A 15817-nucleotide genomic window follows, 5' to 3' on the forward strand; every position below is an offset into this window, starting at 1 on the left:
TTTCCGGGAAACCGGCTATCGTGCCTTATAGGCAAAAGAGGCGACGTTGTTCATCCCAAGAAAGCCCGGGCAAGGCGTGTAGCCAATGCCGAAGACTCATTACTAACAAATAGCGCAGGTATTGCCTGCCGCCTTGCTCACCCCGACTATCGGGAATTCTGGTTCAACACTGCATGAGAGGTCATGTGGTGCTTCTACATTTCCAAAGCGTATCGCTGAAACCTGAGAAACGGTTTGGGCACAAAAATCCGCAATAGATGAAACCGCTTTATGTGGAAATACGCAGGAAATGCATCTAATGCAGACTTTGCAGGATGCCGCCTAATCGTTAGCTTGTCGTCCTGCGAAGAAGCGTGTCAGGCAAGGAGCACCCCGGATGAAACCGACAAACTCAGTATTTACCGGAATAGAAACAACGGTATTTGAGCGCATGTCGCGTCTGGCTATGGAACATCAGGCCATCAATCTGGGGCAGGGCTTCCCGGATGTAGACGGCCCGCAGGATGTGAGACAGGTTGCTGCTGACACCTTGATGGAAGGGCCTAACCAGTACCCGCCCATGTTGGGCGTCCCGGCGTTGCGACAGGCCGTTGCGGACAACAACAAGCGCTTCTATGATCTGGATGTAGACTGGCAGAGCGAAGTACTCGTCACCTCAGGTGCCACTGAAGCGCTGGCAGACAGCATCTGTGCGCTGGTTGAGCCGGGCGATGAAGTCATCCTGATTGAGCCGCTTTACGACTGCTATCTCTCGCTGGTCAAACGGGCAGGCGCCACTCCGGTCTTCGTGCAGGTAACGCCACCAAACTGGGAGCTGCGCGAAGAGACACTGCGCCAAGCGTTCTCCAGCAAAACAAAGGCCATTCTGCTCAACAACCCAATGAACCCAAGTGCGAAGGTTTTCTCCACGCAGGAACTGCAACTCATTGCAGACCTGTGTCTGGAGTTTGATTGCTATGCGATCTGCGATGAAGTCTACGAGCACATCGTCTTTTCCGACGACAAGCACAAACCACTCATGACCCTTCCGGGGATGCGTGATCGCTGCATCCGCATCGGCTCTGCGGGCAAGACGTTTTCACTGACAGGCTGGAAAGTCGGCTACATCACAGCCGCTCCAAACCTGTTGGAGCCAATTGCCAAAGCGCACCAGTTCATCACCTTCACCACACCGCCAAACCTGCAAAAAGCAGTCGCCTACGGCCTGAGCAAAGAAGATGACTACTACACCTCGTTGGAAGACGACCTGAGAGCAAAGCGTGACCTGATTTCCAAACCACTTGAAGACATGGGCTTTAAGGTGCTGCCGTGCGAAGGCACCTACTTTGTCACCTGCGACTTCTCCCCACTTGGCTTCAAAGGCAATGATGTGGAGTTTTGCCAGAAAATGGTGGAACAGGCAGGCGTTGCCGCCGTTCCGATCTCAGCATTTTACGGCACCAAAGGCCCGCAAACCTTCGTCCGATTCTGTTTCTGCAAAAAGGATGAAGTCCTGCACGAAGCTCTGGGTCGATTGCGCGTCTGGATGGGAGAACTGGCGGTTTCATAAGGGCTCGCACCAAACTGAAGACGTCGCTTCTCTGATAAGCAGTTCTGGTTCTTGGGAAAACGCGTAAAAATAAAGACAAATTCGCAAAAGTAGCTCTGCGCTCAAAAATAGAGTATGCAGACGACAACAAACCGGAGCTGCTTGGTCAGGCAAGGACGACTGACAGCCTTCCGCAAACAATCAATTAGCCTGTAATCCAACCCTTGGAAGTTTGAGTGAATGGATAATCCCGTACTCGTTGAAGTGACACGTGGCACCACTGTCGAGAGCCGTCACCGTGGTTCAATCGCTATTGTTGATGCCGATGGTAAGCTGGCATTCAGCGCAGGTGACGTGGAGCAGGGCATCTTTGCGCGCTCCGCAATTAAAGCTCTTCAGGCAATTCCAATGGTGGAATCCGGCGCGGCTGAAGCTCTTGATTTTGACGATGCAGAACTGGCTCTGGCCTGCGCCTCCCATAACGGCGAAGAGACCCATGCCAACTCCGCACGCATCATGCTCTTCAAAGCTGGCCTGACAGAAGAAGACCTGCTGTGTGGCCCACAATGGCCAAAGCACATGGATGATTGCGTCGGCCTTGTGAAGACCGATGACAGCCCATGCCAGCTGCACAACAACTGTTCTGGCAAGCATGCCGGTTTCCTGGCCATGGCCAAGACCCTCGGCATTCCAACCGAAAACTATATCGATTTTGACCATCCTGTTCAGATGGAAATCCGCAACGTTCTGGAACAGATGAGCGGTGGTATTCTGGCCCGTGATGTATGTGGCACAGATGGTTGTTCCATCCCGACCTACGCCATGGACCAACAGAAAACAGCGCTGGCCTTTGCCCGCTTCGCAACAGGTGTTGGTCTTGACCCGGTCCGCGCCAGTGCAGCGGAAACGCTCTACGAGGCGTGCGTTAACGAACCTTACATGGTCGCAGGTAAAAACCGCTTCTGTACCGAGATCATGGATATCTTCAAAGGTCGTGTCTTCGTGAAAGTGGGTGCAGAAGGCGTCTTCTGTGCAGCCCTGCCAGAACTAGGCTTCGGCGTAACGCTGAAATGCGAAGACGGTTCCGTACGCGGTGCAGAAGTGATGATGGCATCCACCATCAGATCGCTTCTGGATATTTCCGATGATGAGGAAAAAGGCCTGAACGCCTGGGAACACCAGCAGCTGAAGAACCGTCGCGATGTTCTCGTCGGCGAAGTGCGCCCTGTTGCAGACTTCAAGCGTCTGTTGAACGCCATGTGATGATGGAGGGCAGGAAGTCCACTTCCTGCCGTCTCACCTAAGCTGCACTGACAAGATTGTCTGTCACGCGAATGAAGTGTGGCAGATCCTCCGTTGAAATCGCCAGATCCCCGCTCACCTGCTCATCCCACTTGAAGCCAGCGATATTCACGGGGCAGCCCGCAATGATATTCTGGGAAATAAGCGCACTCTGCTTGTCAGCCGCAAAGCTGACGGCAATGCCCACAGGGGCAGAGCGTACACTGTTTTGAGCTGCAATAAGGTTCCGCATATACGGCCCCCAACCCAGATTGATGCCAATGATCCGTGCATCCTCGATAACATTGCCAGTCACGCTGGTGTCCGCCTCAACCGCAATACCAACCCCAAAGGTAGGATTGTCCTTCTCATAAGGCCCCGTGCTAGTGATGTCCCGAAGTACATTGTTGGAACATACGGCAAGACGTCCACCCTCACGGAAGTTGGTAATGGAAATCCCGTTAGCCGCTGCTTCAATCAGATTACTGCTGACAATAGCGCCCTGAAAACCGAACTCGACAAACAAAGCCACCTCGCCAGAACGATGGCAGGTGTTGCCAAGCACCTGAACATTAGACGCAGCATTGGCTCTGATTGCTGAGAACTTGCAGTCACTCACCTTGTTGTTGGAGATGGTGACATTATCCGCCCGAAACACATTGATGCCATTGCCATTCTGGCCGGTCCCGCCACTTTGTGCCGCGATGTTGGAGATTTGGTTGCCCGCAATGATCGAGCCATCATGCCCTTCTGACCACCGATGCACCAGAATACCGCCATTGCCACAATCAGAAACGATATTCCCCTCAATCCGAAGTGCACTAGCATTGTAGCTGAGAAGAGCAACATCTCCGATTGCATGTATGTGGTTACCAATAACAGAGCCTGAACACTGCTCCAGCACCAGACCAGACTTGCTGCTCTTGGTTATCTCACAGGAACTGAGATCAAGCCGTTCACACTGAGAAAACCACAGCAGCGCCGAAGCCTCTTCAGAAAGAGAGAAGGCATTGCCATCAAAAATAAGATTGCTCAAGCAAACACGATCACCCTGAATACCCTGCAGAAGAGGGCCACTTCCATTAAGCACCAGACGTGTATGTCCGGGCACGCCGCGCAAGCTCAGCCCACTGGGCAGAGAGAGGTTTGAACAGAAGAAATTGCCCGCACCAAGCTGAAGGATCTGCCCTTGCGCTGCGGTCTCATTCATTGCGGCTTGCAGCGCATCAGAGACATCTTGCTGCAAAGGAGGTGCAGGAAACTCCGCGATCACCGGTCTCAAAGGCGTCGCCGCCTGCGCGTCCTGAGCAGCCACAAGCGTTCCAGCTCCGGCAATGACACCAGCACCAAGCAGGGCACGACGTGAAAGTCTCTCTGGATCCTCAGTCATCTTGTCCCCCAACGCTGGTTTAAATGCCGAACAAGCTCGCCAGCTTACTCGCCGCAGCCGTTGCTGGCAGATTGCCGGATTTCACCGCGCTTTCAACATCAGGCAGCGCCGCTTGAATGTCCGGGTTCGCCTTCAAAGCTGCCTGAAGCTTCTCGTTCAGCAAGCCCCACATCCATGCAAGTTGTTGCTCTGCACGTTTGCTGTCCCAGTCACCGCTCGCCTGCATCCGTTCTTTGAAGATGCCGAGCTGTCCCCACACCTCATCAAGGCCCTCATTGGCAAGGCCGGAAACCGTCAGAACAGGGGGAGACCAGTGCTTGGAACGTGGCGCAAGAATATTGAGGGCGGCACGATACTCAGATGCCGCAGACCGCGCCCGCAGCAGCCCGTCACCTTCTGCCTTGTTCACGGCGATAAGGTCGGCAATCTCCAGCACGCCTTTCTTGATCCCCTGCAGCTCATCCCCAGCACCCGGCAGCATCAGCACGAGAAAGAAATCAACCATCTGCGCAACGGTGGTCTCGGACTGCCCGATGCCCACCGTCTCAACAAGGATCACATCAAACCCAGCCGCCTCACACAAAAGCATGCTCTCACGGGTTTTGGCAGCAACACCGCCAAGTGTACCGGCTGAAGGAGAAGGACGGATGAAGGCATTACGATCTATAGCCAACTGCGCCATACGGGTCTTGTCACCCAAAATGGAACCACCAGTTCGCGTAGAAGACGGATCAACAGCCAGCACGGCAACCTTGTGCCCGGCTGCTGTGAGATTGGAGCCAAAGGTGTCAATGGTGGTGGACTTGCCAACGCCCGGAACGCCCGTCACGCCAATGCGGAATGCATTTCCGGTGGAGCCCATCACCTTGGTCAGCAGCGCTTCGGCTTGCTCACGATGCGCTGGCTTCTTGGATTCAACAAGCGTTATGCCACGAGCAAGCGCAGCACGCTGCCCATTCAGCAGCCGCTCGGCAAGATCATCAATGTTGTCTCTGGAAGAAGCGAGGCGTGCATTCATTCAAATAAATCCGGTCAGAAGAATCTCTCCTGCCAACCTTGAACAGATGACGCCCCTTTGCAAGTCAGCGACTTGGAGAAGTTGTGGGGCAGAGCAGAACCCTGCGCCAGTTCTTCAGGAAGGATACGCGAAGAAAAATGCGTTAGCGGTAGGTGACAGCAGTACCGGTTGCGGTCACCATCAGCATAGAACCGTTGCTGCCAACAGTCTCATAATCGATGTCGATGCCAATCACAGCATTTGCGCCATAGCGAGCCGCTTCCTCAGTCATCTCATGCAGCGCAATCTGACGGGCTTTCTTCAACTCCCCCTCATAGGCGCCGGAACGACCACCGACGATATCGCGAATACCGGCGAACAGGTCCTTAAAGACGTTCGCACCCAGAATTGCTTCACCATGAACAATTCCCTTGTAGTCGGAAATCTCTTTGCCATCGAGAGTGTTAGTGGTCGTAGTAAGCATATGTCATCCTCAAATCCGTGCCATGGCCCTCAGCCAGACACACATCAATCCGTTCAATCAAAACCAACAAGCTATGATCGAAGTGCCCGAGCCCATAAAACGTATGGGCGCTTATCTCATGTAAGAAAGGATCTTACAAAATCCAGTGGTAGCCAAATTAGTCTGGGACGTGAATTTTCTTTTGCTTGCTTACCTCACGTCTCATCTCGGTCAATTCAGCGTGAAGCGCGTCAAGTTTTGCCTCCAGAACTTGTAAATCTTTGTTGCCCGCGTCTTCGCTCTCACTGATGAAGAGATTAGCAACGATTGTACCTGTCAAGGAGGCAAACATACCAACACCAACAGTCATCAAAAAAGCCGCGATCACACGACCTAAGGGTGAAACAGGAAAGAAATCTCCATAGCCCACTGTTGTGATGGTAACGAATGCCCACCAGATGGCATCTCTCAGACTGAGAATATTTGCACCTTCCATGTTTTTCTCTACTTGGAGAATAGCAACTGCAGCAAGGATGACCATCAGGATGGAACTGATGAACACAAGAGTAAGAATGCTGTTTGTTCTCTTGTTAAAGATGTGCCGTACAATGGTATGGGAAGCACGGATTGCGCGAATTATTCTGAAGAGCCTGATAATGCGTCCGTATCGTAGAGGGTCTACCAATGGGATGCTCGAAATGAGGTCGATCCAGCCCCATTTCATAAAATCGCCTTTCCGTTCTGCCTTTATGAAACGGGCAAGAAAATCAATGAAGAAGACACCGCAAATTACAGTATCTGCGTAAATCAGTAGAGTAATGGTATCCGCGTCAAGCTGCATTGCTTCCTGGATAAGCAGTGCAGCGATTACATATATTGACAGGACGACAATAAACAAATCAAAAAGATGAGGTGCCGTTTGCAAGGAACGCTGGTTCATTACAGAAAATACCTAAAGTTAAATTTCAACGCTATCCCATTGGAATTGAAAAAATCAATCCGACAGATCTGGTGCTAATATTTCCTACTCAACATCGAGGTTTATGCAATTAATAGTTGCTGGTGTCTACAATGCACCAGCTATCAAAGACTACCTGATCTTCCCAGCTTTCTGGAAACTGGCAAACTTTTCGCAATAGTCTGGATGCCAACGTGAAAGAGCCGGACGGTTTTCGATAATATCACCAGCTGCCCAGGCGATCCGTAGCTTATCGGTGTTGGAGTCTACAGCGTTATCAGGGCACAGAATATAAAAGACACCCTCAGCCATACGCTGGAGGAAGTAGTCAACCGTTTGCTCGCTGGTCCACGCATCCTTCGGCTTATCCGGGTATTGGGCCATGTTTATACCCGTGTGAGTAAAGCCTGGTACAAAGAGATGTACTGAAATTGGTGCATTTGCCTCTCTGAGCTCATGGCAAAGCTGCTCACTTATGACTTTAATACCTGCCTTGGTCGTGTTGTAGGCAGGATTGCCGGGAGGTGTCGTGATCCCTTGTTTCGAGCCTGTGTTGACCACTACAGCCGGGCGGTTTGCGTCCATCATGCGCGGCAGGAAAGCATGAACGCCGTGGATTACACCAAACAGATTGACCGAGATGAGCTGCCGCCAGTTCTCCATCTCACCCCAGCTTGAAGATGGAATTTCAATCCCGGCATTGTTCATAAGAACGGCCACATCACCAGCCTCAAAGGCTTTGTCGGCCAACGTTTTCACCTGGCTCTCATCAGAGACATCTGTAGGAACACCAAACACGCTCGCAGAACTGGAAGCAACCGCGCGAACGTCTTTTACAGCTTGCTCAAGTCGCGGTCCGGGCAGATCTGCCAGAACTACGCCTAACCCCTGTTGGGCAAACCGAAGGGCAGATGCTTTGCCGACACCACTCGCTGCACCGGTAACGACCGCTAAACCACCGAGTTCAAGAGCTTCTTTAAACATTGTTATTCGCCTGATGACTGGAAGTTCTATTATGGAAGGAGACCTGCTCTTTCTACCCCACCTGTATGAGCTTTATTCATTAAGGGTTCATTGCAGCACAGATCGCGCGCATCTGAGAGCCAGTCTGTCACGAACATCTGGCGCAGCAGGAGATATTTAATTTTGTGGGAGGATATCGAGGCAAGCTGACTTGCCATCCGCGGATAGAGTCCAGCGAAGGTAAAGAGCATGAAGGCGAAAACAAAAGTCTCGCCTTTATGCTGGGTTAAAAGCAGTCATCAACTGGGGGAGTGCCGATCAGTTATCACTCAGCCGCTTTTTGCGGCTCGTAGCCAAGCTTACCGTTGAGTTCGTGGATGAGGCCTTCAGCGGCCTCGGAGATCACAGTCCCTGGAGGGAAGATCGCGGATGCGCCAGACGCATAGAGCTCATCATAATCTTGAGGAGGCACAACGCCGCCTACTACGATCATGATGTCTTCGCGGTCTTCATCAGCCAGTGCCTTTTTCAGCGCGGGTACAAGGGTGAGGTGACCCGCGGCAAGGGAGGAAACGCCAACGATATGCACGTCGTTTTCAACCGCCTGACGGGCAGCTTCCTCAGGTGTGGCGAACAATGGTCCGATGTCCACGTCAAAGCCAAGGTCTGCAAAGGCAGAGGCGATCACCTTCTGCCCACGATCATGACCATCCTGCCCCATTTTAGCAACAAGAATACGCGGGCGACGACCGTCGTTTTCTTCAAACGCCTCAACTAGTTGCTCAATTCTGGAGATGCTCTCAGACATTTCACCAACCTCGCGCTTATAAACGCCAGCAATGGACTTGATTTCAGCTTTGTGGCGACCAAATGCGTTTTCCATTGCCAAAGACATTTCGCCAACAGATGCCTTCACACGAGCGGCTTTTACGCAAAGGTCCAGCAGGTTACCTTCACCAGAGCGTGCTGCGTCTTCAAGTGCTTTAAGCGCTGCCTGAGTATCCTCTTCGTTGCGCTCTTCGCGCAAACGATTCAGCTTCTCAATTTGCTTGGCACGAACCTCTTCGTTGTCCACTTTCAGAACTTCAAGTTCTTCTTCGCGATCAGGGCGGAACTTGTTCACGCCAACAACAGTCTGATGACCACTGTCGATACGCGCTTGTGTCTTTGCAGCGGCTTCCTCAATGCGAAGCTTCGGAATGCCTTTCTCAATGGCTTTCGCCATGCCGCCAAGGCTTTCAATCTCTTCGATATGCTTCAAGGCTTTCGCAGCCAGATCAGCGGTCAATCGCTCAACGTAATAAGAACCACCCCATGGATCGATGGTTTTGGTGGTGCCGCTCTCCTGCTGCAGGAACAGCTGAGTATTACGGGCGATGCGGGCAGAAAAATCAGTCGGCAACGCCAACGCTTCATCCAGAGCGTTGGTATGTAGAGACTGTGTATGCCCCTGTGTCGCCGCCATTGCCTCAACAGTCGTACGGATAACGTTGTTGAACACATCCTGCGCCGTCAAAGACCAGCCAGAGGTCTGGGAGTGTGTTCGCAGCGACAAACTCTTTGGGTTCTTTGGCTGGAAGTTCTCCTGCATCAGCTTCGCCCAGATCAGGCGCGCAGCGCGCAGTTTGGCAACTTCCATGAAGAAGTTCATACCAATCGCCCAGAAGAAGGACAGGCGCGGAGCAAAGGCATCAATATCCATGCCTGCAGCCACACCAGCGCGGGCATACTCAATGCCATCCGCAATGGTAAAGGCCAGCTCCAGATCAGCCGTCGCCCCCGCTTCCTGCATATGATAACCGGAAATGGAGATCGAGTTGAACTTCGGCATATTCTCCGATGTATATGCAAAAATGTCGGAGATGATGCGCATGGAAGGTACAGGCGGATAGATATAGGTATTCCGCACCATGAACTCTTTCAGAATGTCATTCTGAATGGTCCCAGAAAGCTTTTCAGAAGGGACACCTTGCTCTTCAGCAGCCACCACATAAAGCGCCATAACGGGCAAAACTGCACCGTTCATGGTCATGGACACACTCATCTTGTCCAGTGGAATGCCGGAGAAGAGAGTACGCATGTCATAGATGGAGTCAATGGCAACACCCGCCATACCCACATCACCAGCAACACGGGGGTGATCACTGTCATAACCGCGGTGCGTTGCCAGATCGAACGCGATGGAAAGACCTTTTTGCCCAGCCGCCAGATTGCGACGATAAAAGGCGTTGGAATCTTCCGCAGTCGAGAACCCGGCATACTGGCGCACAGTCCATGGTTGCTGCACATACATGGTTGGGTATGGCCCGCGCATATACGGCGGCAGACCCGGCCATGTGTTCAGGTGTGTCAGACCATCAAGATCCTGAGGCCCATAGGCAGGCTTAACAGCAATACCTTCCGGCGTGTTCCATGTGGCTTGCGCGTCAGTGGAGGCAGAAACGGCGCAGTCTTTGTAATCAATCTGGGTGTAGTCAGGAAACAAGCTCATCAAATTGCCTCCACTTCATCAGCCAGCGAAACGCCAACCACTTCAAAACATGACTTCAGTTCAGCAAGCATATCACAGCCTTGGTATATGGTCTCATCAAGGCCATTCTCGATCAGTTCAGGAAGAAGGTCCTTCGGACGCCCGGCTAGCGTAATGCGTTTAGCCCCAGCTGCTTTCAGTTGTTTCAAAACGGCCACAGCCTGTTCTTCGTAAACCTTGTCAGAGGAGCACAAACACACAACCTTGGCATCGCTGATGCGGAAACAGGAGATCATGTCATCCAGGCTGTCAAACTGCTTGCCACCACCACTCACAAACCCGCCAGTTGCATAAAAGTTGCTGGCAAATGTTGCACGGGCTGTATGCTGAGCAACCGGCCCAAGCGTTGCCAAAAAGACTTTCGGCGGGTTGCCCTGAGCTTCCTGGAAGGCCTCGGCTTTGTCGCGGAGACTCTCAAATGGTGCAGCCAGACGAGACAGCTTCAGAGCCTGACAATCATTATCGCCCAGTTGTTTACGGCTGGCCTGAATGTCAACAAGACCAGCACCCTCAGTCAGGGCTTTGGCAACAGCCTCAATCAACTGCCCGTCTGCGCTTGGCTCTGGCAAATCCATGCGTGTTGCAATCTCACCAATCTGGTCGGCATCTGCTTTCAGCACGTCAACATCAAGCTCGCCCAGATTCGGGAAAGCGCTTGTGCCAGTCAGTGGATGACGACCCGTCGCGACCAACTTGTCCTCTTCACGTCTGGCCGTCGTAACATCAGAATAGATCACGCCAGACGCCAGTGCTCCAAGCACGCCGCCTTCCTCCTCTATCTTCTGGAAGTACAACCATGCCGCATTGGCAAGGTCCTCAGTGCGCTCTTCAACCAAACCACTTCCGGCAGCAGGATCACTGACCTGCGCCAGATTGCTTTCTTCGATTAAAATGAGTTGGGTGTTTCGGGCTATGCGCCGTGCAAATGCATTCGGCAAACCAAGAGGACTTGTGAAGGGAAGAACGCTTACACTGTCAGCACCACCAATCCCGGCTGCAAATGCAGCAACTGTGGTGCGCAGCATATTTACCCAAGGATCGCGCTTGGTCATCATACGCCAGCTGGTTTCCATATGAAGATGGAGCGGTTGGGTTGGCTGCTGAGCAGCATTTAGCAAACGAGACCAGAGCTGGCGCATCGCACGCGCTTTGATGATGGTGCCGAACTGGTCAGCACTCGCACTTAGGCAGGCCGATACATGTCTTGGAAGATCCCCGGCAGACACACCGCCTTTTTCCAGCGTGCGCATATAATAGAGCAGGCTGGAAAGGATGAGGCCAAGCTCTTGAACGCTGTTAGCGCCTGCATCGTGGTAGCAACGCCCATCACTGCGCAAAAGACTGCCCTGAAGGCCGTTGTTGCGGGCGTATCCCGCAAGATCCTGAGCACGCAGTTCGAGCCGCTCAAAAGAATTACGAACCCGCCCGGAGTTGACAAACACACTCAACGGATCGGAGACACCATGAACCGTCAGCTGGTTTGGCTCGATACCCAGACGCTTGCAGGCTTCAACGAGAAGCGCAAGTGTTGCGCTGCCCTCATAACCACATTCAAGACGGAAATCGATCAGGTCAGGTTTGACCCCCTCAAGGAGGCTCAGCATATCGTCTATACGCTGAACACTCAGCCCACCACTCAGAACACGTGGGGAGGCGGGAAGAACCAGCTCAATGCTGTCAGTGCCTCCTTCAAGGTCTTCAAGCATCTGGGCGTTGGCCTCGGAAATGATGGGATGATCACTTCGCTGAACGATCTTCCAAGGGTGAGAGCACTCCCTCAATTGCAATGGAGCACTGTCCGTGCGCCCTTGGTATAATGGCTTGTTCTCAAGGCCACCGGCAATTGGTGTGTTTAAGGCATCCAGTGCCGCGCCTTTGAGGGCACGCAGAGCAGATGCTTCCCAGTCGCTGTGCGTCGCTTCTAGGAAATTGCTTGGAAAATCAATGTTTTGCATGTCCATCCCATGTCCTTCTGATAACTTTATACGAAGGAACCTTTGATGGTTTCAAGCTATGCGTTAGGACGAGATTGGAAAACAACTGCCTCAAACACTGCGTAAATTGCAGAACTACCGATGTGACAATGGTTAGATAGTTTTCGCATTAGCTTAATTTATCCTAAACTTGTCGCAATTGACCCTAGGGCATGTAACGCTGTTACTATTGCCGAGAGCTAAGCAGTAGTTTCGTACTCTTACTATAGATATTTCGGAGTTTCTGCGAAATAGCTCCTAGTTAAACTGTTGGGGTAATGCGTTTCTGGGGCAACAGTGGGGCCACTATTTACAAGTACTCTGAATACTTGGAGGTCAGTTGATCTACCTCCGAAAATGAGAATGACGGTATTGCCGAGATTGCTGTAATAACAAGTGGTCTAAGAGTAATGCAAAATACAAGAGATGGTTACATCTTGTAGACGCGAGGCAACTCAAAGAATTGCCAGCAAACTACAAAATACAGCGATTAACAGGCGTGCAATTTATTTTCTGAGCATGAGATAAGGCAACTGCCATAACTCCGCGATGATGCAGTCCTGCGCTGAATAACCATTCAAAATGAAGAGTTTTCGAATTTACCTGCGCAAACCATCGGTTTGCGAAAGTTAGTTGGCATGCCTTCGGTATGTCAGGTGGGCAAGTGCGTCTTCAATCCAGCAGCACACGAGCGAGTGCCAGGCGGATAGAAACGGGAAGGCAGGGCAAATGAACGATACTTCAGATATCGAAGCAAAGGTAAAAGCGATTTCAGAAGCACGGGCAGCGAAACCGGTTCTGGATATTGTGGAGTCCTATTTAAGGCGACTGGGTGCGTCCCATATCCTTATCACAGGTCTACCTATGCCAAACAGGACAATTGACAGTTTGGTCCATAGGTTCAGATGGCCTGATGAAAGAAACGGCGGTGTCGAGCGGACAACGCTGAGCGCTGGTGACAGCGCGTTGATGTTAGGACTATCCGGCAATCGTCCGGTCGTCTGGTCGGTGTCCAGCTCGGACACGGGTAACTCCGAGCTCTTTGCTGCAATTGGTGAAGGTGCGCGGGTCATGGTGATACCGGTGGATGCTCTTCATCCGTTCCAGGCGATGGTGGTTGGTGCAGGGCATCAAATCGCCGCTGAACCGTATGATCTGGCATCGCTGGAAATTGTATGCTCGGCAGCGTTCCGGCGCTTGTTTGAGCTGGGTGTGATCTCTGATCAAAGACCGGGAGATCTGTCTGCACGCGAACGTCGTGTTCTGGAACTGACTGCGCTGGGCAAAACTGCCCATGAGATTGCGGAACTTCTGGAGATTTCACAAAGAACGGTTCATGCGCACCTGCAAAACGCAAGTGCCAAGCTCAATGCATCAAATAAGACTCACACTGTGGTTGAGGCATTGCGTTACGGACAGATCAAAATCTGACCAAAACGTTCTCTCAGTACTGGTGAAAAGCAGGCTCATTTCAAATGCGTCTGCTTTTTGCGTGATTGAATTATATGCAAAGGCGCATACTTGTGAGGGCTGATGAACCTCACAAGAGGCTTCTATGTAATTTCAGCAAGTCCTGGCACACGAGCGACGATTTCATCTGTCATTTCTGGACCGACTTTTTCGCGAGTATATTGAACGGTTTCTTTCGCAACCTGTTGAATTTCTTCAACTGAGAGCCCAAGACTGGTCATCTCATTCAAGGCAGCCAATACGCCGACACTAGCATTCATTTTGCTGGCAAGGCCGCCCAGAAGCCCCTTGTTCTCAGTGGCTTCATCGATTGCAAGAAATCCCTCAGCAGCAGGGAAGGCCTCAAGCAAAGCCTCGACTTCTTCTTTACTGCTGTTTTTGGCGATGAAATTCAGCATAATCCCAACAGCTGGTTGAGCCTTCTCAGGATCCAGCCCGGTTCTTTCGGTAATGCGATCAACAAGTACGTGCATTGTAATCTCCTGTCCCCTAATGAATCTAATATAGTGATCATTAGGTGCAATGTTAGAGACAACGAAAAAGGCGCAGGGCAACTCTGTGTTTCCATCACTAAAAAACAGGCCTAATCCCGTGTGTTTCCTTCAAATTCCGCATCGCATGGCCTCTTACGTGCCTTCGTTGTACAAAGTATCGCTCACGCACTCTTAAAAGAGTTTAACCGACCCGCTTAAACAGTGCAGCGGAATTACAAGTGGTTACCAAGGCAAAGCCGTAGCTTTGACTTTGGAAATTATGTTAGAGCTTCTAACAGCCTCATATCTACGCAGTGACCTGCGTCCTATCCCATCTTACAGGTGATACACACGAGCCTGCACTACAAAGGAATGAACCATGTCGAATCTCGACAAAGTCCTTGATCGTATTGACCAAAATTTGGATCAAAGTCTCGATCGGTTGTTTGACCTCCTGCGCATCAAAAGCATTTCTACTGATCCTGAATATAAAGGGGATTGCCGCGAAGCAGCGGAATGGATGGCTAAAGAACTGACTGCAATTGGCATTCCTTCAGAGGTCAGAGACACCACTGGCCATCCAATGGTTGTTGGGCATCGTGTTGCTGATGGAAAGCCGGGCCCACACGTTCTGTTTTATGGTCACTATGATGTGCAGCCAGTCGATCCGATTGAGCTTTGGAACGCAGACCCGTTTGATCCGCAGATTGTTACCCGTGAAGACGGCTCCAAAATGATCGTCGCTCGTGGGGCAAATGATGACAAAGGCCAGTTGATGACCTTTGTTGAAGCTGTCCGCGCCTGGGTTGAAGAATCTGGTGATGTTCCGATCAACATCTCTGTTCTGCTCGAAGGTGAGGAAGAAAGCGGTTCTCCATCCCTTCAGCCATTCCTGGATGCAAACAAAGAAGAGTTGTCTAAAGATCTGGCACTCGTTTGTGATACCTCCATGTGGGACAAAGATACTCCTGCAATCTCCGTCATGCTGCGTGGTTTGGTTGGTGAAGAAATCACCCTGAAGGGCCCAAGCAAAGACCTTCACTCTGGTATGTATGGGGGCGCAGCACGCAACCCGCTTCATGTCCTCTCTGATATGGTTGCTGGTCTGCGCGATGAAAACGGACGCATCACGCTTCCTGGGTTCTACGATGGTGTTCTGGAACTGCCGGAAGACGTCAAAGAGATGTGGGACAATCTTGGCTTCTCTACTGAGGAGTTCCTCGGGGGTATCGGCCTGAAAGATCTTGGCGGGGAAAAAGACCGCTCTGGCTTGGAGCAGATCTGGGCACGCCCAACCTGTGAGGTAAACGGCTTGTGGGGCGGGTACACTGGTGCCGGCTTCAAAACAGTTATCCCTGCAGAAGCACACGCAAAAATCTCCTTCCGTCTGGTGGGCGATCAGGATCCTGAGAAAATCAGAGCTGCATTCCACTCTTACCTCAAGTCCAAAACTCCAGCGGATTTTGAGCTGGAATTGCACCCGCATGGCGGCGATCGTGCGCTGCGCATGGACTTTGATGCACCAGCTCTGGCCAAAGGCCGCGCTGCGCTCACTGCTGAATGGGACAAGCCAGCGGCTTTGGTTGGCTGCGGTGGTTCCATTCCGATTGTTGGCAGCTTCAAGCGTACGCTCGACATGGACAGCCTGCTGATCGGCTTCGGTCTGGATGAAGACCAGATTCACTCACCAAACGAAAAGTACGAGCTGAAGAGCTTCCACAAAGGCATCCGTTCCTGGGCGCGTGTTCTGGAAGAGCTGGCGAAGTAATCAGCCATTGAAAATTTCTGGCT

General features: G+C 51.8%; 12 protein-coding genes. 4 read left to right on the top strand and 8 right to left on the bottom strand.

Translation table 11 applies throughout. The features are described 5' to 3' along the window. Positions 1–376: 376 nt before the first annotated feature. The gene (locus PsW64_RS10835) at positions 377–1549 is read left to right on the top strand and encodes an aminotransferase (RefSeq protein ID WP_063303605.1); all 1173 of its coding nucleotides are present in this window, start codon (positions 377–379) and stop codon (positions 1547–1549) included. Between the two features lie 219 nt (positions 1550–1768). Further along, positions 1769–2791: an asparaginase gene (locus PsW64_RS10840; protein ID WP_057465847.1), complete on the top strand. Its 1023-nt coding sequence runs from the start codon at positions 1769–1771 to the stop codon at positions 2789–2791. Positions 2792–2828: 37 nt separating this feature from the next. Here PsW64_RS10840 and PsW64_RS10845 read toward each other — a convergent pair whose 3' ends face one another. The 7 genes from PsW64_RS10845 to PsW64_RS10875 form a co-directional block, all read right to left on the bottom strand. After that, positions 2829–4199, bottom strand: coding sequence for a TIGR03808 family TAT-translocated repetitive protein (locus PsW64_RS10845; protein WP_063303606.1), 1371 nt, complete (start codon positions 4197–4199; stop codon positions 2829–2831). Positions 4200–4218: 19 nt separating this feature from the next. Continuing rightward, a complete protein-coding gene (meaB, locus tag PsW64_RS10850) occupies positions 4219–5217 on the bottom strand; it encodes a methylmalonyl Co-A mutase-associated GTPase MeaB (protein ID WP_063303607.1) in 999 nt (332 codons plus the stop codon). Between the two features lie 142 nt (positions 5218–5359). Continuing rightward, complete coding sequence (locus tag PsW64_RS10855; protein ID WP_057465850.1) at positions 5360–5680, bottom strand: heavy metal-binding domain-containing protein; 321 nt, start codon at positions 5678–5680, stop codon at positions 5360–5362. Positions 5681–5837: 157 nt separating this feature from the next. Beyond that, entirely contained in the window at positions 5838–6599 is a 762-nt protein-coding gene (locus PsW64_RS10860; RefSeq protein WP_082831082.1) for a potassium channel family protein, read from the bottom strand. 150 nt (positions 6600–6749) lie between these two features. Continuing rightward, positions 6750–7601 carry an SDR family NAD(P)-dependent oxidoreductase gene (locus PsW64_RS10865; protein ID WP_063303608.1) on the bottom strand — a complete coding sequence of 284 codons (852 nt, stop codon included), beginning with the start codon at positions 7599–7601 and terminating at the stop codon, positions 6750–6752. A gap of 304 nt (positions 7602–7905) precedes the next feature. Then, positions 7906–10071, bottom strand: a complete 2166-nt coding sequence (gene scpA / locus PsW64_RS10870; RefSeq protein WP_063296253.1) for a methylmalonyl-CoA mutase — start codon at positions 10069–10071, stop codon at positions 7906–7908. After that, positions 10071–12065 carry a methylmalonyl-CoA mutase family protein gene (locus PsW64_RS10875; RefSeq protein WP_208980727.1) on the bottom strand — a complete coding sequence of 665 codons (1995 nt, stop codon included), beginning with the start codon at positions 12063–12065 and terminating at the stop codon, positions 10071–10073. Before PsW64_RS10875 ends, scpA begins: the two co-directional genes overlap by 1 nt. A 747-nt stretch (positions 12066–12812) precedes the next feature. Here PsW64_RS10875 and PsW64_RS28185 point away from each other — a divergent pair. Further along, complete coding sequence (locus PsW64_RS28185; RefSeq protein ID WP_063303610.1) at positions 12813–13514, top strand: LuxR C-terminal-related transcriptional regulator; 702 nt, start codon at positions 12813–12815, stop codon at positions 13512–13514. Between the two features lie 122 nt (positions 13515–13636). On the opposite strand, the gene PsW64_RS10885 is transcribed toward PsW64_RS28185, so the two are convergent. Beyond that, positions 13637–14026, bottom strand: coding sequence for a DUF2780 domain-containing protein (locus PsW64_RS10885; RefSeq protein WP_082597153.1), 390 nt, complete (start codon positions 14024–14026; stop codon positions 13637–13639). Between the two features lie 379 nt (positions 14027–14405). Here PsW64_RS10885 and PsW64_RS10890 point away from each other — a divergent pair, with 379 nt between their 5' ends. Beyond that, positions 14406–15794, top strand: coding sequence for a dipeptidase (locus PsW64_RS10890; protein ID WP_063303611.1), 1389 nt, complete (start codon positions 14406–14408; stop codon positions 15792–15794). Positions 15795–15817: the final 23 nt, after the last annotated feature.

Source organism: Pseudovibrio sp. W64, from assembly GCF_001623145.1.
Lineage (GTDB): Bacteria > Pseudomonadota > Alphaproteobacteria > Rhizobiales > Stappiaceae > Pseudovibrio.